Here is a 20,954-nt window from a genome sequence, read left to right as displayed (position 1 = left end):
GCCGATGACCGCTGCCGCTTCCGCCCCGCTGCTCGCCGCCCATGGCCTGGCCTTCGCCCGCAACGAGGAACCGGTGTTCGGGCCGCTGGATTTCGCGGTCGAGGCCGGCGAGGCCCTGCTGGTCCAGGGCGGGAATGGTTCCGGCAAGACCACCCTTTTGCGGGTGCTGGCCGGGCTGCTGCGTGCCGACGCCGGCCGGATCGAGATCGAGGGCCGCCCTGCCGCCGCCGACCTGCGCGCCCGCGCCATCGCCTACCTCGGCCATCTCGGCGCGCTGAAGGGCGAGCTGTCGGTGCTGGAGAACCTGGAGTTCCTGGGCGGCCTGCACGGCCGCCGGCCGGGCCAGTCGATCGAACGGGCGCTGGCCATCGTCGGCATGGCCGGCTACGAGGACGCGCCGGCGCGGCAGCTGTCGGCCGGGCAGAAGAAGCGGGTCGGCCTGGCCCGGATGTGGCTGGCGCCGGCGCCCTTGTGGCTGCTGGACGAACCCTACGCCAACCTCGACCTGGACGGGATCAACCTGGTCAACCGGATGATCACCGCGCACCTGCGCGAGGGCGGCGCGACCCTGGTCACCACCCATGGCGCCTACGCCGCGCCGCCGGTGCGCACGCGCATGCTCGAACTCGGCGCTGCCGCATGAGCATCGCCGCATGAACGCCACGCCCACCCTGCTGCAGTCCGCCCACGCCCTGCTCCGGCGCGACCTGCGCCTGGTCTGGCGCCGCCGCGGCGACGCCCTGCAGCCGGCCCTGTTCGCTTTGCTGGTGGTGGTGATGTTCGCCCTGGCCCTGGGCGGCGGCCGCCAGCTGCTGGGCGATTTCGTCGCGCCCTATGCGATCTGGGTGGCGGTTCTGCTGGCCGGACTGCTGTCGCTGGACAGCCTGTTCCGCGGCGATGCCGAGGACGGCTCGCTGGAGCAGTGGCTGCTGGCGCCGGTGCCGCTGGCCTGGCTGGTGGCGGTGCGCACTTTCGGCCACTGGCTGACCACGTCGGTGCCGCTGCTGCTGGCGGTGCCGGTGCTGGGCGAGTTCCTGTACCTGCCGCGGGCGCAGCTGCCGGTGCTGATGCTGACCCTGGCGCTGGGTACGCCGATCCTGAGCCTGCTCGGGGCGGTGGTCGCGGCGCTGACGGTGGGCCTGAAGCGTTCGGGGATCCTGGTGGCCCTGCTGGCCTTGCCGCTCTACGTGCCGGTGCTGGTGTTCGGCGCCGGCAGCGTGGCCGCCAGCGCCCAGGGGCTGGACGCCAGCGGGGCGCTGCTGCTGATGGCCGCCGGGCTGGTGGCCAGCGCGGTGCTGGCGCCGCTGGCGGCGGCCGCGGCGATCCGGATCGCGCAGGGCTGAGTCTTGGCCGGCCGGCAAGCCGGCCCTACATGAACAGCGGTGATGACGACGCTTGCGCCGGATCAAGGCTTCGCGGGCGATGATCGGCGAGGATGTCCGCATCCGCGCGGGGGTGGACACTTTGTCCCACCGCGCGGCTTGGCCCGGGGGGCGGAGTCTGGAAAAATGCCCCGGACCACGAAGTCGAGCCAGTCCGGCGCCATCACGGCCTGCCGGCGCCAACCGCGAGCGATGCGATCCTGCCCATGAACCCGGTGATCCGCTGGTTCCACCTCCTCGGCTCGCCGCCGTACTTCGACCGCTTCGCCGCGCGCTGGGCGCCGTGGTGCTGGCTGGCCGCCCTGCTGACCCTGGGCGTGGGTGCCTGGCTGGCGCTGTTCCACGTGCCGGCCGACTACCAGCAGGGCGACAGCGTGCGGATCCTCTACCTGCACGTCCCCGTGGCCTGGATGAGCATGTTCGTATACGCGCTGATGGCGCTCTACGCGGCCATCGCCCTGGTCTGGCGGATCAAGCTGTGCGAGATCCTGGCCATGGCTTGCGCTCCGGTGGGTGCGGCCTTCACCGCGCTGACCCTGGCCACCGGCTCGATCTGGGGCAAGCCGATGTGGGGCACCTGGTGGGACTGGGACCCGCGCCTGACCACCGAGCTGATCCTGCTGTTCCTGTACCTGGGCGTGATCGGCCTGTACCACGCCGGCGACGACCGCCGCGCCTCGGCCCGCGCCGCCGGCCTGCTGGCGATCGTCGGCGTGGTCCTGCTGCCGGTGATCCGCTATTCGGTGGAATGGTGGGACTCGCTGCACCAGGGCCAGACCATCCGCGTGTTCGGCCAGTCCAGCCTGGACGCCAGCATGATGGCGCCTTTGTGGTGGATGGTGATCGGCACCAAGTTCTGGTTCGCCGGCTCGCTGCTGGCCCGCGCCCGCGCCGACAACCTCGCCCGCGAGGCCGGCAAGGACTGGGTACGCAAGCTGGCCGGAGGCGCGGCATGAGCTACCTGCCCTACGTGATCGGCGCCTATGCGGTGTTCGTGCTGGTGCTGCTGTGGGACTTCCTGGCCCCGCGCCTGCAGGTGCGACGGCAACTGCGCGCCGCGCGCCTGCGCGCCCGCCGCGAGCGCACGCCGGCCGCCGCCGACCCGGCCGCGGAGCTGAGCCGATGAATCCTGTCCGCAGGCGCCGCCTGCTGTTCGTGCTGGCGCTGGTGCTGGCCTCCGGCGCGGTCGTCTCGCTGGTGGCCATGGCCCTGCAGCGCAACGTCGCCTACCTCTACACCCCGGCCGAGGTGCTGCGCGGCGATGCCGGCGCCGAAGTGGCCTCCGGACAGGCGCGCTTCCGCCTCGGCGGCATGGTCGAAAAGGGCTCGTTCCAGCGCGCCAGCGGCTCGATGGAAGCGCGCTTCCGGGTGACCGACGGCGACGCCCAGCTGGGGGTCAGCTACACCGGCATCCTCCCCGACCTGTTCCGCGAGGGCCAGGCGGTGGTCGCCACCGGACGCATGGAGGGCGGCACCTTCGTCGCCGAGAACGTGCTGGCCAAGCACGACGAGACCTACATGCCCAAGGAAGTGGCCGACAAGATGGGTATGGCCCACCAGAAGCACGATGTGCAGGTGCCGGCGGCGGAGGCCCAGCCCTGATGCCGTCGCCACACGCCGGCGCGCGCCGGCCCATTCGCCCGCACCGCGCCGGCGCCGCTGCCGTCCGGTTCGCCGAGGGACGCATCGATGCTGCCCGGCTTGCCGATGGAGGTCTCCATGCTGCCTGAGTTGGGCCAGGTCCTGCTCCTGCTCGCCCTGCTGGTGGCCGCGCTGCAGGCGGTACTGCCGCTGGCCGGTGCCCAGCGCGGCAACGGCGCCTGGATGGCGGTGGCACGGCCGGCGGCGTACGCCCAGCTGGTGCTGCTCGCCGGCGCCTTCGCCATCCTCACCTACGCCTTCGTGGTCCAGGACTTCTCGGTCAAGTACGTGGCCGGCAATTCCAATTCGCTGTTGCCGATGATCTACCGCTACTCGGCGGTGTGGGGCGCGCACGAAGGTTCGCTGCTGCTCTGGGCGCTGGTCCTGGCCCTGTGGTCCACGGCGGTGGCCGGGTTCTCGCGGCGGCTGCCGCAGGTGGTGTCGGCGCGGGTGCTGGGGGTGATGGGCCTGGTCGCGGTCGGCTTCCTGGCCTTCCTGATCTTCACCTCCAACCCGTTCGTGCGCCTGTTGCCGGCCGCCGCCGAGGGCCACGACCTCAACCCGCTGCTGCAGGATCCCGGGCTGATCTTCCATCCGCCGCTGCTGTACGTGGGTTACGTCGGCTTCGCGGTGCCGTTCGCCTTCGCCATCGCCGCCCTGCTGGACGGCAGGGTGGACGCGCGCTGGCTGCGCTGGACCCGGCCGTGGACCAACGTGGCCTGGGCCTTCCTGACCCTGGGCATGGCCCTGGGCAGCTGGTGGGCCTACTACGAACTGGGCTGGGGCGGCTGGTGGTTCTGGGATCCGGTCGAAAACTCGATCTTCATGCCCTGGCTTGCCGGCACCGCGCTGATCCACTCCCAGGCGGTGACCGAGAAGCGCGGCAGCTTCGCAGGCTGGACCCTGCTGCTGGCGATTGCCGCGTTCTCGCTCTCGCTGCTGGGTACCTTCCTGGTCCGCTCGGGCGTGCTGACCAGCGTCCACGCCTTCGCCGCCGATCCCTCGCGCGGCGTGTTCATCCTGGCCTTCCTGGTGGCGGTCATCGGCGGTTCGCTGCTGCTGTACGCGCTGCGCGCCGGGCGCCTGGAAGCCGGCGCCGGGTTCCATCCGGCTTCGCGCGAGACCCTGTTGCTGCTCAACAACCTCTTGCTGGCCAGCGCCTGCGCCATGGTCCTGCTCGGCACCCTGTATCCGCTGCTGGCCGACGCCCTGGGCCTGGGCAAGATCTCGGTCGGCCCGCCCTACTTCGGCCTGCTGTTCTTCGTGCTGATGCTGCCGCTGGTGGCGCTGGTGCCGTTCGGACCTCTGGCGCGCTGGCAGCGCGACCAGGCCTCCAAGGTCGTCGCGGTGCTGCTGCCCTGGGCGGGGCTGGCGCTGGCGCTGGGCGTGGCGGCCTACTTCACCGCGCCGCAGGGACCATGGAAGACTGCGCTGGGCGTGACCGGCGCGGCCTGGATCGGCCTGGGCACCCTGCGCTTCGTCTGGGGCCGGCTGCGCACCAGCGGGCGGATGACCGCCGAGATGTGGGGCATGACCCTGGGCCATCTGGGCATCGCCGTGTTCCTGGTCGGCGCCCTGCTGGTGGAGGCGCAGAACGTGCAGCGCGAGGTCGCGCTCAAGCCGGGCCAGACGCTGCAGGTCGGCCGCTATGGCTTCGTGTTCCAGGGCGTGGACGAGAGCCAGGGACCGAACTACCTGTCCGACCGCGGCCACGTCCAGGTCCTGCGCGACGACCAGCCGCTGGTGTTGCTGCATCCGGAAAAGCGCGCCTATGCCAGCGGCGGCCAGGTGATGACCGAGGTCGGCCTGCGTCCCGGATTCACCGCGGACGTCTACGTCGCCCTGGGCGAGCCGCTGGGCGACGGTGCCTGGGCGGTGCGCGTGCATATCAAACCCTTCGTGCGCTGGATCTGGATCGGCGCCCTGCTGATGGCGCTCGGCGGCCTGGTCACCGCGGCCGACCGCCGCTTCCGCCGCGTGCCCAAGGAAACGACCGCATGAACACCCCGCACAAGCCTGCCGGCCTGCCCGTGGTCGCCGTGGTGATCGGCGCGCTGTTCTTCATCGGCCTGGTCGGGCTGATGGGCTATGGCGTGCTGCGCTCGGGCGACGCCGACCGCGACGTGCTGCCCTCGGCGCTGATCGGCAAGCCGGCGCCGGAGTTCGCGCTGCCGGTGCTGCACGACCCGTCGGTCACCGTCGATGCCGCCCAGCTGCGCGGCGCGCCCTACCTGCTCAACGTCTGGGGCAGCTGGTGCGCGGCCTGCCGCGACGAGCACCCGGTGCTGACGAAGTTTGCCGAGAGCAAGCGGGTGCGTGTGATCGGCTACAACTGGAAGGACGAGCCGGCCGACGCCCTGCGCTGGCTGGAGCAGTTCGGCAACCCGTTCTTCGTGGTCTTGGCCGACCAGGAAGGCCGCTACGCCCTGGACTGGGGCGTGGCCGGCGCGCCGGAGACCTTCCTGGTCGATGGCCAGGGCATCGTCCGCTGGAAGTACACCGGTCCGCTGACCGAGCAGGTGGTGCAGGAACAGCTGCTGCCCGTGCTGGCCAAGGTGGAGCAGGCGCGATGAACGCGCGCCCTGCCTGGATGGCGCTGGCGCTGCTGCTCGCCCTGTCCTTCGCCGCCTCCGCGCAGCCGGCCGGCGATCCGGCGCCTCTCCAGTTCCGGGACAACGCCGAGGAAGTGCGCTTCCACGCCCTCACCGCCGAACTGCGCTGCGTGATGTGCCAGAACCAGTCGCTGGCCGATTCCAATGCCCAGATCGCCCAGGACATGCGCCGCGAGGTGCTGGAACTGATGCGCCAGGGCCGCAGCGACGACGAGGTCAAGCAGTTCCTGGTCGACCGCTACGGCGAGTTCGTGCTCTACCGGCCGGCGGTGGAACGCCACACTTGGCTGCTGTGGTTCGGCCCGGGCCTGGTTTTGCTGGCCGGGGCCGGGGTGGTGTGGCACATCGTCCGCCGCCGTGCCGCCACCGTGCCTGCGCCCGGGGACGCCGACCGCGCAGAGGGAGAGCAGGAATGGTGATCCCCGCCGGCGCCGTGTTCGCCACCCTGGCCACCGCCGTGACCATCGGCGTGCTGGTCTGGGTGCTGTGGCCGCTGTGGCGCGCCCGCCCCTGGCCGCTGGCGGCCGCGGTGCTCGCCCTGGCGGTGTCGGTGCTGGCCCTGTACCGGGTGGTGGGCACGCCCGCGGCGCTGGAGCAGACCGCCCGCGCCGCGCCGCAGAGCCTGGAGGACGCCGTGGCGCAGCTGCGCGCCGAACTGGAGCGCAATCCGAACCAGCCCGAAGGCTGGGCCCTGCTCGCCCGCTCCCAGGCCGCGCTCGGCGACGCCGCCGGCGCGCGCGACACCTACGCCCGCGCGGTGCAGCTGGCGCCGGACGAACCCTCCTTGCTGGTCGACGCCGCCGAATCGCGCGCCCAGGCCGACCCGCAGCGCCGCTTCGACGACCAGGCCGTGCAATGGCTCAAGCATGCGCTGCAGCTGCAGCCCGGGCACCCGCGCGCCGGCTGGTTCCTCGGCGTGTGGCAGCGCCAGTCCGGGCAGCCGGCCGAGGCGGCCCGGACCTGGGAGTCGCTGCTGGGCGCGGTCGATGCCGCCACCGCGCGCAGCCTGCGCGAGCAGATCGACCTGGCCCGGGCCGAAGCCGGCCTGTCGCCGCTGCCGTCCGTTGCGGCACCGGCAGCGGCCGGGTCGGCCAACGCGCTGACGGTGAAGGTCGCGCTGGACCCGGAGTTCGCCGCGCGCGTGCGCCTGCGCGGCGACGCGACGGTGTTCGTGATCGCCCGCGTCCCCGATGGCCCACCGATGCCGGTGGCGGTCGAGCGCCGCAGCCTGCAGGAACTGCCGCTGCAGGTGGTGCTGGACGACACCGACAGCCCGATGCCGACCCAGAAGCTGTCGGCCCTGCAGGAAGTGGAGGTGTTCGCGCGGCTGTCGGCCAGCGGCCAAGCCAATCGCGGCGAGGGCGACATCGAGTCGGCGCCGGTGCGGGTGGCCCTGCCCGCCGATGCGCCGGTCGAACTGCAGATCGGCGCCGCCGGCCCTTGAAAGGGCATCGCGCCGGGTACGCCTGGTGCGACGGTTGCGATGGCGGGAATCAGTTTCCCGCGATACCCCCGGCAACGGCGCGCGGCGATCCCGGTACACTCCGGCCCCTATGTCGCAGGCGCTCCCCTTTCCCGTCACCCCCAGCGAGTTCATCCCGCCGGGCAGCCGCTTCCACGCCCTGACCTCGCCGTTCCCGATGAAGCGCGGCGGCGTCCTGCACGGCGCGCGCGTGGCCTACGAGACCTGGGGCACGCTGAATGCCACACGGGACAACGCGGTGCTGATCGTCACCGGCCTGTCCCCCGACGCGCACGCCGCCTCCAGCGCCGCCGATCCGGCGCCAGGCTGGTGGGAGCCGATGCTCGGCCCGGGCAGGCCGATCGACAGCGGCCGCTGGTTCGTGGTCTGCGTCAACTCGCTGGGCAGCTGCAAGGGTTCGACCGGGGCGGCCTCGATCGACCCGGCCAGCGGCCGGCCGTACCGGCTGGCCTTCCCCGAGCTGTCGATCGAGGACATCGCCGACGCCGCCGCCGAGGTGGTCCGCGGCCTGGGCATCGAGCGCCTGGCCTGCGTGATCGGCAACTCGATGGGCGGCATGACCGCGCTGTCGCTGCTGCTGCGCCACCCGGGCATCAGCCGCAGCCACATCAACATCTCCGGCAGCGCCCGCGCCCTGCCCTTCTCGATCGCGGTGCGCTCCTTGCAGCGCGAAGCGATCCGCCTGGACCCGAACTGGAACAACGGCGAGTACGACGACGCCACCTATCCCGAATCGGGCATGCGCATCGCCCGCAAGCTGGGCGTGATCACCTACCGCTCGGCGCTGGAATGGGACGGCCGCTTCGGCCGGGTGCGCCTGGACGAGTCCAGCCCGTTCAACGGCCAGGGCGGCGAGGAGGATCCGTTCGGCCTGGAGTTCCAGGTCGAGAGCTACCTGGAAGGCCACGCCCGGCGCTTCGTCCGCCGCTACGACCCCAACTGCTACCTGTACCTGAGCCGCTCGATGGACTGGTTCGACCTGGCCGACCACAGCGGCGGCGACGTCCTCGCCGGGCTGGCGCGGATCCGGGTCGAACGCGCCTTGGCGATCGGCGCCAACACCGACATCCTGTTCCCGGTGCAGCAGCAGGAGGAGATCGCCGAGGGCCTGGCCCTGGGCGGCGCACGGGCGGAGTTCGTCGGCATGGATTCGCCGCAGGGCCACGACGCCTTCCTGGTCGACTACGATCGTTTCGGGCCGGCGGTGCGCGGGTTCCTGGACTCGCTCTGAGCGGCGCCGGCGGGCGGCACCGACGCCTGCCGGGAACACCTGGATAACATCCGGAGGGGTACACTGCCCCCTATTCAGGTTCAGGCAGTCCCGCTTTGGAATTCCCCGGAAAGCAGAAACTGGTGGCGGTGCTCGACGCCGCCGTGGCCCTGGCCGGCGGCCTTGACCCGACCGTCCCGGTGGCCGCGGCCCTGTGCAGGCTGCACGCGGATCCCACCCTGCAGCTGCCCGCGGCGCTGCGCACTCCCGTGGCCGGGCACTACGCCCGTCGCGAACTGCACCTCAGCCCCGAGCACGGCTACAGCGTCGTCGCCATGACCTGGGCGCCCGGCCAGGGCACCCCGGTCCACGATCACGGCGGCGCCTGGTGCGCCGAGGTGGTGTGGCAGGGCCGGCTGGCGGTGGACGATTACGTGCCGGTGGAACACGAGGAGCCCTACTGGCGCTTCGCCCGCGCCGGCCGCACGGAGCTCGGCACCGGCGGCAGCGGCCGCCTGCAGCCGCCGGACGAGTACCACGCCGTGCACAACCCCGATCCGGCGCAGGTCGCCGTCTCGATCCACGTCTACCAGCGCCGGCTCTTGCGTTGCCACGTGTTCGTCGAGGACCCGGCCGCTCCCGCCGGCTGGCTGCGGCGCGAAGAGCGGGTACTGGCCAGCGACGCGCTGGATTGAAGGCGGTGCACCGGCGGGCGGGCGTGCTGGCATCCACCCCACCGGTGACGCGAGTGGCGCAGGGGCGGAAACGACAAAGGCCCCGTAGGGGCCCTTGAATCCGTGGTGCCGAAGGTGGGACTCGAACCCACACGATATCGCTACCGGCGGATTTTGAGTCCGCTGCGTCTACCATTCCGCCACTTCGGCGCGGGCGGCAAGTATAGCCGAGGCGCCACGCCCGGAGTGGCGGTGCGGTGTGGGCTCGACTGCGAGCGGCCTCAGTGCCGCCCCGGCCCCGAAACCGGACCCGACGGCCGCCCGAATCCCACCCGCGCCGCGGCGACCTTGGCCCGCACCACGCAGCCCTCGGCGTGGTCGTTCACCAGGCCCATGGCCTGCATGAAGGCATAGACCGTGGTCGGGCCGACGAACTTCCAGCCGTCCTGCTTCAGCGCCTTGGACAGGGCCACCGATTCGGGCGAGGTGGAGGCGGTCTGCGGTGCGGCCAGCGTCGCCGGATCGGGTTCGAAGCGCCAGAAGAACGCGGCCAGCGAGCCCTCGCGCCGCACCAGCTCGCAGGCGCGGCCGGCGTTGTGGATCACCGCCTCGATCTTGCCGCGGTGGCGGACGATGCCCGCGTCGGCGAGCAGCCGCTCCACGTCGCGGCCGGTGTAGCGCGCGACCCGAGCGAAGTCGAAGCCGTCGAAGGCGGCGCGGAAGTTCTCGCGCTTGGCCAGGATCGTGCGCCAGCTCAGGCCGGACTGGAATCCCTCCAGGCTCAGCTTCTCGAACAGGCGACGGTCGTCGTCGACCGGGAAGCCCCACTCGCGGTCGTGGTAGTGCAGGAACTCCGGGGCCGCGGCGCACCAGCGGCAGCGTGGCAGGCCGTCGGGCCCTTCTATCGTCGCGCTCATGGCCTCGCACCGTCCGTCATGCACCACCTCCCTGCCTGTTCCGCGAACCGTGTCCGGCTGCGCGCCGGAATCTCCGGCGCACCTCATCCGTCCTATACCATGCCTGCGCGCCAGCGGCAGGAACCGACCAAGCCCCGGCGCCTGCACGCCCCGCTCGCGCCGCCCTGCCCATACTCTGGCGTCATCCCGCACCGGAGCCAGGCAATGAACGAATTCCCGGAACGGCTTCTGACCACCGCCGCCGGCATCGAGCGGCTCACGGAACTGTGCGCCAGCCTGGACGACGAGGAGCAGGTCAGGCTGCGCTTCGACGACGACCGCGAACTGCAAGGCGTGGTCGCCGCGCGCCCCACCGTGCAGGTGTTCCGCGACGGCGACGGACAGGAGGGTTACAACGCGCTGCTGCGCCTGGAGCCGCTTTCCGGCGACGCCCCTCCGCACTACCTGTGGCTGGACCGGCTGCGCGAGGTGGTCCGGCTGGGTAGCGCCTGAGCGGTCCGCGACCCGACCGGACCCGCGCATGCGCCAGTGCCTGCTGATCGTAGACATGATCAACCGCTTCGACTTTCCGGGCGGCGAAGCCCTGCTGCGTGCGGCGCGGCCGGCGGCCGTGCGGATCGCCGCGCTGCGGCGGCGCTTCCGGGCCGCGCGCATGCCGGTGGTCTATGTCAATGACAACTTCCTGGACTGGAAGGGCGGGTTCGCCGACCTGGTCGCCGACTGCGTGCGCGAAGGCATGCCCGGCGCCGACCTGGTGCGGCAGTTGGCACCGGCCGACGCGGACCGCTTCGTGCTCAAGCCGCGCCACTCCGGCTTCCTGGATTCGCCGCTGGAAATGCTGCTGCGCCAGATGCGGGTGCGGCGGGTGGTGGTGAGCGGGATCGCGGCAGACGCCTGCATCCTGGTCACCGCCCACGATGCGCACATGCGCAAGTTCGAGGTGCATGTGCCGCGCGACTGCGTGGCCGCGCCGACCGTCCTGCGCCGCGACCGCGCCCTGGCGTTGATGCGGGATGCGTTCGGGATCGACGTGCGGGCATCGCGCAGCGTGCGCTTCGAGCCGGCATCCCCTCGCGGAAAGCGCAAGGCTTGAACGACGATGCCGCGCGTCTCATGCGTCGCGCGCGGCTGAGCGATCGCCTTGGAAGTAACGAAGATGCGGTGCGGCTAGGCGGCCGAAGCGGCCTCTGCGTAGTGGCGCGCGGTCCAGCTGGCGAGCAGCTCCTCGCACAGCGTTTCCAGGGCCATGATCCGCACGGTGCCGTAGCGGGCCAGGCGCACCATCTTTTCGACGTAGATCTCGCGCCCGTGTTCGACGGTTTCCAGCATGGTCTTGGTGAAGCCCTGCGGCACCACGCCGCGGGTTCCATCCTTGCTGCCACCCACGTAAAGGACAATGGACATTCGGCCGGTTCCTCTTGTTCTGTGCTGCCTTCGGTCGATGCGCGGGAGTGTGCCGGGCCCGCCGTTAGGATTCCGTGCAACAGACGCTAGAGGACGCATGTTTCCGTGCGCTGACGCGCGGATTTCGCTTGCGCGGCATCGCTTCCACGCTTCGGCGATGGTTCAGGACGATGAAGGCCCCGCCCACGGCCACCAGCCGCGGCCATGCAATGCGTAGCGGTCGGCGGCGCGTTCGAACGGGTTGCGCACCGAGATCCCGCCGCACAGGAAATACACCGGCACGAACAGTGGCCCCAGCAGCATGTACTGGTAGACGTGCGCGCGCTCGTGGTCGCCCAGGCGCACGGGGGGATGGATGCAGCGGCCGGCGCGGTGTTCGTAGGTACTGCACCCCGCATCCAGGTCCACGCCGGTGGCCAGGATCACGTTGCCCAGGGTCATCGCCCCGCCCGGTCCCCAAGGCCAGCGGCTGAACACCAGCGCGCGGTCGCGGAGGCTGAAGCGCGGACGCGCACCGGCCAGGGTTCCCACCACTCCCGCGAGCAGGCCTGCGAGCGTCCAGGGCGAAGCCCACAGCACCCCGAGCGCCAGCACCGCGCCGCGCAGGATGCGTGCGCCTGTCTGCGCGGGGGCCCGCTTCAGTCCGACTCGTTCGGGATCAGCAGCCACAGGATCAGGTAGACCAGGATGCCGGGGAAGGCGGCCGAGGCGATCGACACGACCACGTAGACGATCCGCAGCCAGGTCGCGCTCCAGCCGAAGCGCCGGGCGACGCCGGCGAGCACGCCGGCGATCATGCGGTCGTTGAGTGACCGGGTCAGGTGGGCGCCTGCGTTGGTGGCGTTCATGCGCTGGCTCCGTGCGGGGGCTGGCGCGGCCAGTCTAGCGCGATGGCGGGAGCACGGCTCAGGTGCCGTCGCGCGCCGCCAGCCAGCGGTGGATCGCCGCCGGCACTTCGCGCTGGGCCCGGCTGGAGACGTAGATGCCGATGTGCCCGCCCTTGAAGCCCAGTTCGGTGTAGTCGCGGCTGCCGACCAGCCCGGCCAGCGCGCGCGAGGCATCCGGCGGCACCAGGTGGTCCTGTTCGGCGTAGATGTTCAGCACCGGCATGTCGACGAAACCCAGGTCCACCGGCGCGTCGCCGATGCGGGCGGTACCCTCGACGAAGGCGTTGCCCTGGTAGAACTGCTTGATGAAGTCGCGGAACGCCTCGCCGGCCTGGTCGGGCGAGTCGAAGATCCACTTCTCCATGCGCAGGAAGTCCTCGACCGCCTTGGGATTGCCCAGGGTGTCGACCAGCCCGACGTACTTCTGCAGGTTCAACCGGAACGGCTTGAGCATCAGGTAGCTGGCGTTCATCAGGTCGGCCGGGACATTGCCCAGCGCGTCTACGAACAGGTCCACGTCCAGCTCGCGCACCCAGCTGGAGAGCATGTTGTCCGGGGTCTGGAAATCGACCGGGGTGACCATGGTCACCAGATTGCGCACCTTCTCCGGGTGCAGGGCCGCGTAGCACAGCGAGAATGCCCCGCCCTGGCACACCCCCAGCAGGTTGACCGGCCCGCCGGCGGCCGCAGCCAGGTGCTCAACCGCGCCGTCGATGTAGCGGTTGATGTAATCGTCCAGGGTCAGGTAGCGGTCGGAGCGGTCCGGGTAGCCCCAGTCGATCACGTACACGTCCATACCCAGCGCCAGCAGGCCCTTGACCAGCGAGCGGTCCGCCTGCAGGTCGACCATGTAGGGACGGTTGACCAGGGCGTAGACGATCAGCAGAGGCGGACCCTTGGCCGGGCGCTCGCCGACGAAGCGGTACAGCACGGTCTTGCCGTCGCGCCACACTTCCTGGCGCTCGGTGGCGCCGTAGTCGACGTCCTCGACCTGGCCTAGCGTGCGCATGCCGTCGGCCAGGTGCTTCTGGAACTCCCAGGCCTCCTGGGCCAGGTCCAGCGGATTGAAATGCAGGGGACCGCTGCCGGCGCTCACTTGCGGCCTCCGCGCTTGCCGGCGCTACGGGCGGGCATCTTGACGGCCTTGGTTCCGGCAGCGGGCGGCGGCGCCGGAGCGAGGTTGCGGCTGACCCAGTCCTTCATCGAGACCACCTTGGCGGGTGTCTTCGCGGATGTTCCGCCCTTGGCCGCGGCGGGTTTGCCCGTCGCTGGCCTGCGCGTGGCGAGAGCGGGCTTCTTCGCCGGAGCGGAAGCCGCAGCCGCACCCTTCCCCACCTGACGGGCTGCTGGCTTTCCGGTCTTGGTCTGGGTGGTCGCCACGGCCGATCGGGTTGTCCGCGCGGTGGCGCGCCCGGCGCCCGGCGCCGGTGGCGCGTCGCGCTCGCCGTTGCGCACCGCTGCGGGCGCGCGGGCGGCGGCCGGACGCGGCGCAGCCTTGCCGGCACCGGCGCCCTTGCGGTCGCGGGTGGGCCGTGGCTTCGGCGGCGCCGCGGCCCGAGCCGGCCGGCGCGCGGAGGCCGTCCGCGCCGCGCCGGGCGAGGCGGTGGCTTCGGCCGCCACCGGTGCAGGCTCTTCCGCCGGTCGCGGCGCAGCCGGCCTGCGCGTACGCGTCACCGCGGCATCGCCCGGCGTGGACGCCCGTTCCTGGCCGGCGCCGGCACGACGCGCGGCGTGCAGCGCCCGCTCCAGCCCGGCGACCTTGCGGTGCAGCGCATCCAGCTCGCTGCGCCCGGGCAATCCCAGCAGGGCGCCGAACTGTTCGACCTCGCGCTGCAGGCCCAGGCGCAGCCGCATCAGCGCGTTGGTCATCGCCGCATAGGCATGCCGGTACTGCTCGGACAGGGCGATCTCGGCCCAGGCTTCCTCGGCCGCGTCGATCCACAGGTCGAACAGCGCCCGCGCCGACTCCAGCCGCTTGCCCGGCGCATCGTGCTGCTCCAGCAGGCGCTCGAAGCGGACGAAGGCGTCCTGCCCGGCCTGCAGCAGCAGCGTGCCGAATTCCTCGTTGCGCTGCTCCCATTCCTGCCAGGCCAGGGCCAGCCCCTGCAACCGCTCCTGGTGCTCGCGCGCCGGGCCGAACGCCGGCCGCTGCAGCCACTCGGCGCCCTGCTGGCGCCAGGGCCGCAGCAGCATGTCAAGCATCGGCCGCACCTGGTCCAGCCAGCCGCCGGTGCCGGCCAGGCCGGCGGTGGCGCCATGCATGATCCCGGCGAAGGGATTGGCCCTCTCCCCACCCAGCAGCTCGCGCCAGGCGCCGGCGATGTCGGCGGCGCGGCCGCCCTGGCCGAACTGGCCGGAGAGCTGCTGGATCCGGGCGAACCATTCGAAGGCGGACGGGTCCATGCGCCCGATGCCGGGCGGCATGCCGCCCATCAGGCTCCAGGGGTCGCCGCCCCAGCCCGGGGTCGCCTGGCCGCGGCCGAGCAGTTCGTTCCAGGTATTCCAGTACTGCCGCGCGAGCGATTCGAATTCGCCCTGGAACGGTGAGAACGGTGCGTTGGCCATGGATCCTCCGGTACGCGCCCGATTCTAGCAGCGCCGTCCGCGGCCGGCGGCGCCGCTCAGGGCTTGGGGATGCGCAGGGTCTTGCTGATCATCAGCGAGCCGGACAGGGCGAACAGCAGCACCAGCGGATGCAGCTGCCACGGTCCGAGCTGCCACTGCCCCCACCACAGGGCCTCGCCGATGCCCCCCTGCCAGGCGGCCACGGCCAGCACCACCACCAGGGCCAGGCTGGTGGGGATCGGGGTGCCTTCGAAGTACTTCACCTTGTCTTCGCCGCCGGACAGCTGCTCGGCGGTGACGTTGTAGCGGGCCAGGCGGCTGACCCCGCAGCAGACGAAATAGGACAGCACCAGCCAGTCCCAGCCGCCGCGCATGCCGCAGGCGTAGGCCAGGGCCGCGGGGGCGACGCCAAAGGAGATCACGTCGGCCAGCGAATCCAGCTCCCGGCCGAGGGTGGAGGAGGACTTGCGCCAGCGGGCGATGCGGCCGTCGAGGGCGTCGAAGACGAAGGCGGCGGGAATCAGGGCCATGCCCAGCAGCAGGTCGCCGACCCGGCCTTCGTGCAGGAAGCGCATCGCGGCGAAGACCGCACCGGTGCCGCAGAAGGCGTTGGCCAGGGTGAACCAGTCGGCCAGCTGGAAATCGCGCAGCATCGAGAAGTGGCGGGTCATGCGGATGGCCGGTCTGAAGGCGGCCACAGCATACCCACCGGCGATGTGCAGGCGGAGTGGTAGCCCGCCGCCTTCAGTGTGGCATCGGCAACTGCGCGGCCTCCACCGTCCCGGCACCACGGCCGCGGGCCTCGATCAGCGCATCGGCCGGCAAGGCGCCCTGCCCGTCCAGGTACGCCGACACCCGGTCCAGCGCCGCATGGATGTAGGGCAGCATCGGCGCATAGCGCGCGCCGTAGGCCGGCAGCGCCAGGAAGGCGTCGAAGTGCTCGCCGTTGCGCACCTGCCAGTAACGCACATCCGTCCGCCCCGCGGCGCGCGCCGCGGCCACGTACGGCGCGCTGGTGAACGCCGGCGGGATCAGGCCGTCGTCGGTGCCGTGCACCACCAGCACCGGCAAGCCCGCGCGCGGCATCGATGCCCGGGTGGCCGCGATCCCTTCGCGTACCCGCTGCGCCTCGGCGCCCTGACCCGTGTACAGCCCGCGCAGGCACTGCAGGCCCGGCAGGGTGAAGTCCGGCGGCGCCAGCTTCGGATCGACCAGGCCCACGCCATTGCCCGGCGGAATGCCGGACGCGTCGCTCCACCACACGCTGCGCTCGGCCGCGGTCGCCGCGCGCGGACTGAAGTCCGGATTCTGCGCGGCGAAGGCGAAGCCGCAGGGATGCTCGCCGATGCCGTAGCGACCGTAGGCCGAGGCATAGGTGGCCACCACCGCGCGCCACAGGTCGAAGCCCACGCTCAGCGCGCCGGCCTGCAGCGCCGCGTCGGTCCAGCCGGACGCGCGCATGCGCTCGTAGGCCGAACGCGCCTGCGCGGCGGCATCGCCGCCCTCGACCAGCCCGGCCGCCGCCGCGTTGGCGCAGCGCGCTTGCCACAGCGGTTCGACCTGGGCGCGCAGCGGCGGCTGCGGCAGCGTCTCGGCCGGCAGGTGTAGCAAGGCGCAGGGCATCAGCAGCGCCGCCTCGGTGCCGAAGTCGTAAAGCGGACGGCCGCCGTGGCCTTCGACATGGACGTTCGGTTCGCCGGCCACCACCGCGTCCAGCCAGTCGCCGTCCAGCTCGGCCGCGCGCAGCACCGCGCCGCCGCCGTTGGAGATGCCGGCGGCGATGATCCGGGTGTTGTCGAAAGTGAAGGGCGCGGCCTGCGGGAAGGCGCGTTCCAGCGCGACCAACGCGAACTCGGCCGCCTGCTTCACGTGCAAGCCCCAATCGGCCTCCGGGTTGTCCTGCGAGTGCGCGTGCTTGAACGCCACCCCGCGGGCGCCGGCCGGCACCTCCGGGGCGAAGGCCAGGTCGCCGGCCTCGCCGAGGCCGCCGGGCGTGCCGTCCTCGCGCACGCCGATCCCCGCGTCGAGGTCGACGTAGTCGCTGCCGGTGCCCTTGTCGGTGTAGGCCACCGCGCAGCCCTTGGGCAAAGCCCAGGGCCCGGCCACCGCGATCGCGCCGTAGATCCCGCGCGAACCGGACGACGGCGCCACCACCACGCAGCGCCGGCCCTGGTCGAAGGCGTCGGGCACCTGCACCAGCACCCGGTGCGGCTGCCTGGCGCCGGGCAGGCGCGCCAGCGCGGAATACTCGCGCCCGGGCACGCTGGCGGCGCTGCCGTAGAGGCTGCCGTAGCCGCCGCCGGGCGAGAGGTCGGCGATCCCGCGCCAGCTGCTCCAGATCGCGCGCCGGCGCAGTTCGGCCGCGGTCGGGTGCGCGGCGTCGGCGAACGCCGGCGGCGCCATCGACCTCAGGCCGTCCAGGCCCAGGCCGGCGGTGAGCAGGTCGTCCTGGCCGCGGTGTTCGGTCTGGCGCGCCGGTTCGGTCATGGCGGAGGTTCCGTGTTCGGGAGTGGCGCGTCCGGGAGTGGTGCGCGACTGCGGACCGCCCGTGCAGGCGGCCAGGGCCGCGGCGAAGACGACGGCCGGCAGCAGCCGGGAAAAGCTTGCCGATACGGCGCGGCGGGAAGCGGAGCGTGGCATGTCGGGACCCGGCATGAGGGATGCTGGCACGCTACCGGCGCCGCGTGGCCGCCGTCATCGTACTTTGGTACCACGCCGGCGCCGATACGGCTTGCTAAGCTGCGATCGACTCCCCCGACGGCCCATTCGATCCCCATGCGCAGCATCCTCATCACCGGCGCGGCCAGCGGCATCGGCGCCGGCATCGCCCACGAACTGGCCGCCGCCGGCCACCACGTCATCGTCAGCGACCTGTCGCTGGAAGGCGCCGAAGCGGTCGCCGCCGAGATCCACGGCCGGGGCGGCTCGGCCGAGGCGGTGGCGCTGGACGTGACCTCCGGCGAGAGCGTGGCCGCGGCGCTGGCCGCGGTCTCCCGCCCGGTCGAGGTGCTGGTCAACAATGCCGGCCTGCAGCACGTCTCGCCGCTGGAGGAGTTCCCGCTGGCCAAGTGGGACTTCCTGGTCCAGGTGATGCTGGTCGGCGTGGCCCGCCTGACCCGCGCGGTGCTGCCGGGCATGCGCGAGCGCGGCTTCGGCCGGATCGTCAACATCGGCAGCATCCACGCCCTGGTCGCCAGCCCGTACAAGAGCGCCTACGTGGCCGCCAAGCACGGCCTGGTCGGCTTCTCCAAGGTGATCGCGCTGGAGACCGCCGACACCGACATCACCATCAACACCATCTGCCCCAGCTACGTGAAGACCCCGCTGGTGGACCGGCAGATCACCGACCAGGCCCGCACCCGCGGCATCTCCGAGGCCGAGGTTGTCGGCCAGGTGATGCTCAAGCCGATGCCCAAGGGCGTGTTCATCGAGATGGACGAACTGGCCGGCACCACCGCGTTCCTGATCTCGCCGGCGGCGCGCAACATGACCGGGCAGACCCTGGTACTGGATGGCGGCTGGACGGTGCAGTGAGCCCGCCATGCCCACCCTGCTGATCGCCGACGACCACCCGCTGTTCCGCGCCGCCCTGCGCGGCGCGGCGGCCGACGCGGTCGCGCAGCTGCAGGTGCTGGAGGCCGAATCGCTGGACGGGGTGCTGGCTGCGCTGGAATCGCGCGCGGACGTGGACCTGGTCCTGCTCGACCTGCACATGCCCGGCAACCACGGCCTGGCCGGGCTGGCCGCGATCCGCGCCCAGTACCCGGCGGTGGCGGTGGTGGTGGTCTCGGCCAACGACGACCCGCGGGTGGTGCGCCGCGCGCTCGACCACGGCGCGGCCGGCTACCTGCCCAAGAGCGCCGGCCTGGACGAGCTGCGCGAGGCGATCCGCGCGGTGCTGGCCTGCGAGCAGTGGCTGCCGGCCTCGTTGCGCGCGGTCGTGGCCCGGGCCCAGTCCTCCGACCAGGACACCGAGCTGGCCGCGCGCCTGGCCAGCCTGTCGCCGCAGCAGTTCCGGGTCCTGGGCTACGTCGCCCAGGGCCTGCTCAACAAGCAGATCGCCGACCGTCTGGACGTGCAGGAGCGCACGGTCAAGGCCCATCTGTCGGCGATCTTCGAGCGCCTGGGCGTGCGCAACCGGACCCAGGCGGGCGTGGTCCTGCGCGAGTTGGAACTGAGCGATCCCAGCCGCCAGCTGGAAGGCTGAGCCGCCGCACCGTGGAACATCCGGCGCCCGCCCGTGCCGCCGTCACCGCCTGGTCATTTTCTCGCCAACCCTCTTGACGCGCCCGCCACGCAAGGCGCCGCGGCGGTTATCCACATTCTTGTCCGCAATCCATCCACAGCCGGTGTGGAAAACGTGGTCATCGCCGCGCCGGATGCTGGTCAAAAAACCGCCACACATCTTGACAGCCTTGCCACGCAAGGCGGCCCGGCGGTTATCCACATCCTTTCCCGGCCGCTTTCCACACCGGGTGTGGACAAGCGCAGGCGTGGAACCCTTCCGCCGCTGGGCGGCTACAGCCGCGACCAGTTCCAGGACTGCATCCGGCCGTCGCGGTACGGCATCACCCCGTGGAAGGCGCGCGGGTCGGCGTCGAACACCAGCGGCAGGAACTGGCGGTCGCCGTCCCACAGGGGCAGCTCGAGGATGCGCTCGACCTCGACCCATTCCAGGGTGCCCTCCGGATTGGATTCCAGCGGCACGCCTTCCCAGCCGTCGATCACGAACACGAAGCCGAGCCAGTCCTCGCCGTTCCTGCCGAAGCCCGGCCAGCTGATGGTGCCGCGCAGCTGCATCGAGGTGCACTCGATCCCGGCCTCCTCGCGGATTTCCCGGCGCATGCAGGCCACCACGTCCTCGTCGCGCTCGATCTTGCCGCCCAGGCCGTTGTACTTGCCCAACTGGTGGTCGTCCGGGCGCGCGTTGCGGTGGATCATCAGCACCCGCGAGCGGTCGGGCGAGAGCACGTAGCCGAGGGTAGCGACGATGGGGGTGTAGGGCATGGGATGGACCTGCGGCGAAAGCGCGCATTCTACCGACCGCGCTGACAGCCAACGCCGTGTCTTTGGGATGGCGTAAAGGCGCTGGCTTCGCATGAGGCCGTCGTGCCTTGGCTTCGCATGAGACCGTCGTGCCTTGGGATCGCGTAAAGGCACCGGCTTCGGGCGGGGCCGCCGTGCCTTGGGTCTGCGGTGCACCGCTCGGGCGGGCATCCTGCCCGCAACTCGCGGCCGTGGCACATCCCTGTGCCACTTGCACCGCAGACCCAAGGCACGACGGCCTCTGCGAGCTTCGAGTTCACCGCTTCTGTCGCTCTGCTCTTCCGGCTTCCCCGCCTTTTGTAGGAGCCGGTCTTGCCGGCGACCGCCATGACGGATGCGTTTGCGTGAAACCGGGCGCCAGTGATGCGTCCGCCTCCACGGTCGCCGGCAAGACCGGCTCCTACAGGTGAAGCAACGTCACTGGGTCCCGGCGTTCGCCGGGACGACGGTTGATAGAAGTCCTGAGCCCACAGCGCGCGGAAGGCGCGGCGGACCGGTTGTGTTGTGGCAGCGGACATGGATGTCCGCGGTAGCGAGTGCGCACATGGATGTGCGCCCGAGCGGCCACAACACGGCCGGTTCGCCGCGGCTCAGACCGGAGACAGCCAACCCGACGCTGTTGCCGTTGCCCAGGCTCAGCAGCAAACCGCTCGATGGCAAGGGTGTGACGCTATATCCGGCTTGCCGCCAGCATCCGGTCCAGCACCGACTTCAGCGCCAGCGGGCGCACCGGCTTGGACAGCAGGCCAAGATCGGCTTCCTGCACCGCGCGCCGGGTCGCCTCGCCGGCATCGGCCGACAGGATCAGGCACGGCACCGCGCCGAAGCGTGGCCGCAGCCGCCCCGCCAGCGCCACCCCGGTGTCGCCGTCGTCCAGGTGATAGTCGAACAGCCACAACTCCGCCTGCCCGCGTTCCAGCACCGCCGCCGCCTGCGCGCCATCGGCCGCCGTCGCCACCGCGCAGCCCCAGCCTTCCAGCAGCCGCGCCAGCGCCGCCAGCGCATCGGCATCGTTGTCCACCAGCAGCACCCGCCGCCCGGCCAGCCCGCGCGCGCCGCCCTGCGCCACCACCGGCGCCGGCTGCGACGACGGCGAAGGCGGCGCGGCGGCGCGCGCCACCCCGACCGAGAAC

The 20,954-nt window shown here is 71.8% G+C and carries 25 protein-coding genes and 1 tRNA gene; 15 read left to right on the top strand and 11 right to left on the bottom strand.

Annotation, left to right across the window (positions count from 1 at the left end; all coding sequences use genetic code 11):
• Window positions 1-4: 4 nt before the first annotated feature.
• The 11 genes from ccmA (at window position 5) to CSC62_RS15505 (ending at window position 9,023) form a co-directional block, all read left to right on the top strand.
• On the top strand, window positions 5-643 hold the full coding sequence (gene ccmA / locus CSC62_RS15555; RefSeq protein WP_162407601.1) for a heme ABC exporter ATP-binding protein CcmA: 639 nt from the start codon (window positions 5-7) through the stop codon (window positions 641-643).
• A gap of 10 nt (window positions 644-653) precedes the next feature.
• Entirely contained in the window at window positions 654-1,343 is a 690-nt protein-coding gene (gene ccmB, locus CSC62_RS15550) for a heme exporter protein CcmB (protein WP_162407600.1), read from the top strand.
• A 245-nt stretch (window positions 1,344-1,588) separates the two neighbouring features.
• Window positions 1,589-2,338 carry a heme ABC transporter permease gene (locus CSC62_RS15545; protein ID WP_162407599.1) on the top strand — a complete coding sequence of 250 codons (750 nt, stop codon included), beginning with the start codon at window positions 1,589-1,591 and terminating at the stop codon, window positions 2,336-2,338.
• Window positions 2,335-2,508, top strand: coding sequence for a heme exporter protein CcmD (gene ccmD / locus CSC62_RS15540; protein ID WP_162407598.1), 174 nt, complete (start codon window positions 2,335-2,337; stop codon window positions 2,506-2,508). Before CSC62_RS15545 ends, ccmD begins: the two co-directional genes overlap by 4 nt.
• Window positions 2,505-2,984, top strand: a complete 480-nt coding sequence (ccmE, locus tag CSC62_RS15535) for a cytochrome c maturation protein CcmE (protein ID WP_162407597.1) — start codon at window positions 2,505-2,507, stop codon at window positions 2,982-2,984. Before ccmD ends, ccmE begins: the two co-directional genes overlap by 4 nt.
• A gap of 117 nt (window positions 2,985-3,101) precedes the next feature.
• The gene (locus CSC62_RS15530) at window positions 3,102-5,024 is read left to right on the top strand and encodes a heme lyase CcmF/NrfE family subunit (RefSeq protein ID WP_162407596.1); all 1,923 of its coding nucleotides are present in this window, start codon (window positions 3,102-3,104) and stop codon (window positions 5,022-5,024) included.
• Window positions 5,021-5,596 carry a DsbE family thiol:disulfide interchange protein gene (locus tag CSC62_RS15525; RefSeq protein WP_162407595.1) on the top strand — a complete coding sequence of 192 codons (576 nt, stop codon included), beginning with the start codon at window positions 5,021-5,023 and terminating at the stop codon, window positions 5,594-5,596. Before CSC62_RS15530 ends, CSC62_RS15525 begins: the two co-directional genes overlap by 4 nt.
• Complete coding sequence (locus CSC62_RS15520) at window positions 5,593-6,054, top strand: cytochrome c-type biogenesis protein (protein WP_162407594.1); 462 nt, start codon at window positions 5,593-5,595, stop codon at window positions 6,052-6,054. Before CSC62_RS15525 ends, CSC62_RS15520 begins: the two co-directional genes overlap by 4 nt.
• Complete coding sequence (locus CSC62_RS15515) at window positions 6,048-7,079, top strand: tetratricopeptide repeat protein (protein ID WP_162407593.1); 1,032 nt, start codon at window positions 6,048-6,050, stop codon at window positions 7,077-7,079. Before CSC62_RS15520 ends, CSC62_RS15515 begins: the two co-directional genes overlap by 7 nt.
• A gap of 109 nt (window positions 7,080-7,188) precedes the next feature.
• Complete coding sequence (metX, locus tag CSC62_RS15510; protein WP_162407592.1) at window positions 7,189-8,349, top strand: homoserine O-acetyltransferase MetX; 1,161 nt, start codon at window positions 7,189-7,191, stop codon at window positions 8,347-8,349.
• Window positions 8,350-8,444: 95 nt separating this feature from the next.
• Window positions 8,445-9,023, top strand: coding sequence for a cysteine dioxygenase family protein (locus CSC62_RS15505; RefSeq protein ID WP_162407591.1), 579 nt, complete (start codon window positions 8,445-8,447; stop codon window positions 9,021-9,023).
• A 103-nt stretch (window positions 9,024-9,126) separates the two neighbouring features.
• Here the strand turns inward: CSC62_RS15505 and CSC62_RS15500 are convergent.
• Window positions 9,127-9,212, bottom strand: a tRNA-Leu gene (locus CSC62_RS15500).
• A gap of 71 nt (window positions 9,213-9,283) precedes the next feature.
• A complete protein-coding gene (locus CSC62_RS15495) occupies window positions 9,284-9,919 on the bottom strand; it encodes a DNA-3-methyladenine glycosylase I (protein WP_162407590.1) in 636 nt (211 codons plus the stop codon).
• A gap of 204 nt (window positions 9,920-10,123) precedes the next feature.
• Here CSC62_RS15495 and CSC62_RS15490 point away from each other — a divergent pair, with 204 nt between their 5' ends.
• Window positions 10,124-10,411, top strand: coding sequence for a DUF3247 family protein (locus CSC62_RS15490; protein ID WP_162407589.1), 288 nt, complete (start codon window positions 10,124-10,126; stop codon window positions 10,409-10,411).
• A gap of 28 nt (window positions 10,412-10,439) precedes the next feature.
• On the top strand, window positions 10,440-11,012 hold the full coding sequence (locus CSC62_RS15485; RefSeq protein ID WP_162407588.1) for a cysteine hydrolase family protein: 573 nt from the start codon (window positions 10,440-10,442) through the stop codon (window positions 11,010-11,012).
• A gap of 74 nt (window positions 11,013-11,086) precedes the next feature.
• On the opposite strand, the gene CSC62_RS15480 is transcribed toward CSC62_RS15485, so the two are convergent.
• The 7 genes from CSC62_RS15480 to CSC62_RS15450 form a co-directional block, all read right to left on the bottom strand.
• The gene (locus tag CSC62_RS15480; RefSeq protein WP_162407587.1) at window positions 11,087-11,323 is read right to left on the bottom strand and encodes a hypothetical protein; all 237 of its coding nucleotides are present in this window, start codon (window positions 11,321-11,323) and stop codon (window positions 11,087-11,089) included.
• Window positions 11,324-11,485: 162 nt separating this feature from the next.
• Entirely contained in the window at window positions 11,486-11,929 is a 444-nt protein-coding gene (locus CSC62_RS15475) for a hypothetical protein (RefSeq protein WP_162407615.1), read from the bottom strand.
• A 32-nt stretch (window positions 11,930-11,961) separates the two neighbouring features.
• Window positions 11,962-12,171, bottom strand: coding sequence for a PspC domain-containing protein (locus tag CSC62_RS15470; RefSeq protein WP_162407586.1), 210 nt, complete (start codon window positions 12,169-12,171; stop codon window positions 11,962-11,964).
• Between the two features lie 58 nt (window positions 12,172-12,229).
• Entirely contained in the window at window positions 12,230-13,306 is a 1,077-nt protein-coding gene (locus CSC62_RS15465) for a class III poly(R)-hydroxyalkanoic acid synthase subunit PhaC (RefSeq protein ID WP_162407585.1), read from the bottom strand.
• Entirely contained in the window at window positions 13,303-14,775 is a 1,473-nt protein-coding gene (locus tag CSC62_RS15460) for a poly(R)-hydroxyalkanoic acid synthase subunit PhaE (RefSeq protein WP_162407584.1), read from the bottom strand. Before CSC62_RS15460 ends, CSC62_RS15465 begins: the two co-directional genes overlap by 4 nt.
• A gap of 56 nt (window positions 14,776-14,831) precedes the next feature.
• A complete protein-coding gene (locus tag CSC62_RS15455) occupies window positions 14,832-15,446 on the bottom strand; it encodes a CDP-alcohol phosphatidyltransferase family protein (protein WP_162407583.1) in 615 nt (204 codons plus the stop codon).
• Window positions 15,447-15,519: 73 nt separating this feature from the next.
• Window positions 15,520-17,262: a 3-hydroxybutyrate oligomer hydrolase family protein gene (locus CSC62_RS15450; RefSeq protein ID WP_425502039.1), complete on the bottom strand. Its 1,743-nt coding sequence runs from the start codon at window positions 17,260-17,262 to the stop codon at window positions 15,520-15,522.
• 288 nt (window positions 17,263-17,550) lie between these two features.
• On the opposite strand from CSC62_RS15450, the gene CSC62_RS15445 reads away from it, so the two are divergent.
• Together CSC62_RS15445 and CSC62_RS15440 are read left to right on the top strand one after the other, a co-directional pair.
• Window positions 17,551-18,309, top strand: a complete 759-nt coding sequence (locus tag CSC62_RS15445; RefSeq protein WP_162407581.1) for a 3-hydroxybutyrate dehydrogenase — start codon at window positions 17,551-17,553, stop codon at window positions 18,307-18,309.
• Between the two features lie 7 nt (window positions 18,310-18,316).
• Entirely contained in the window at window positions 18,317-18,982 is a 666-nt protein-coding gene (locus CSC62_RS15440) for a response regulator (RefSeq protein WP_162407580.1), read from the top strand.
• Between the two features lie 311 nt (window positions 18,983-19,293).
• Here the strand turns inward: CSC62_RS15440 and CSC62_RS15435 are convergent, their stop codons facing one another.
• Window positions 19,294-19,782, bottom strand: coding sequence for an NUDIX hydrolase (locus CSC62_RS15435; RefSeq protein ID WP_162407579.1), 489 nt, complete (start codon window positions 19,780-19,782; stop codon window positions 19,294-19,296).
• 709 nt (window positions 19,783-20,491) lie between these two features.
• On the bottom strand, window positions 20,492-20,954 hold a 463-nt coding region (locus CSC62_RS15430), incomplete at its 5' end, for a response regulator (RefSeq protein WP_162407578.1).

This window comes from Pseudoxanthomonas jiangsuensis, assembly GCF_010093185.1.
GTDB lineage: Bacteria > Pseudomonadota > Gammaproteobacteria > Xanthomonadales > Xanthomonadaceae > Pseudoxanthomonas > Pseudoxanthomonas jiangsuensis.
Note: the sequence above shows the minus strand (reverse complement) of the source record. Positions and strands in the feature narration are given on the sequence as shown.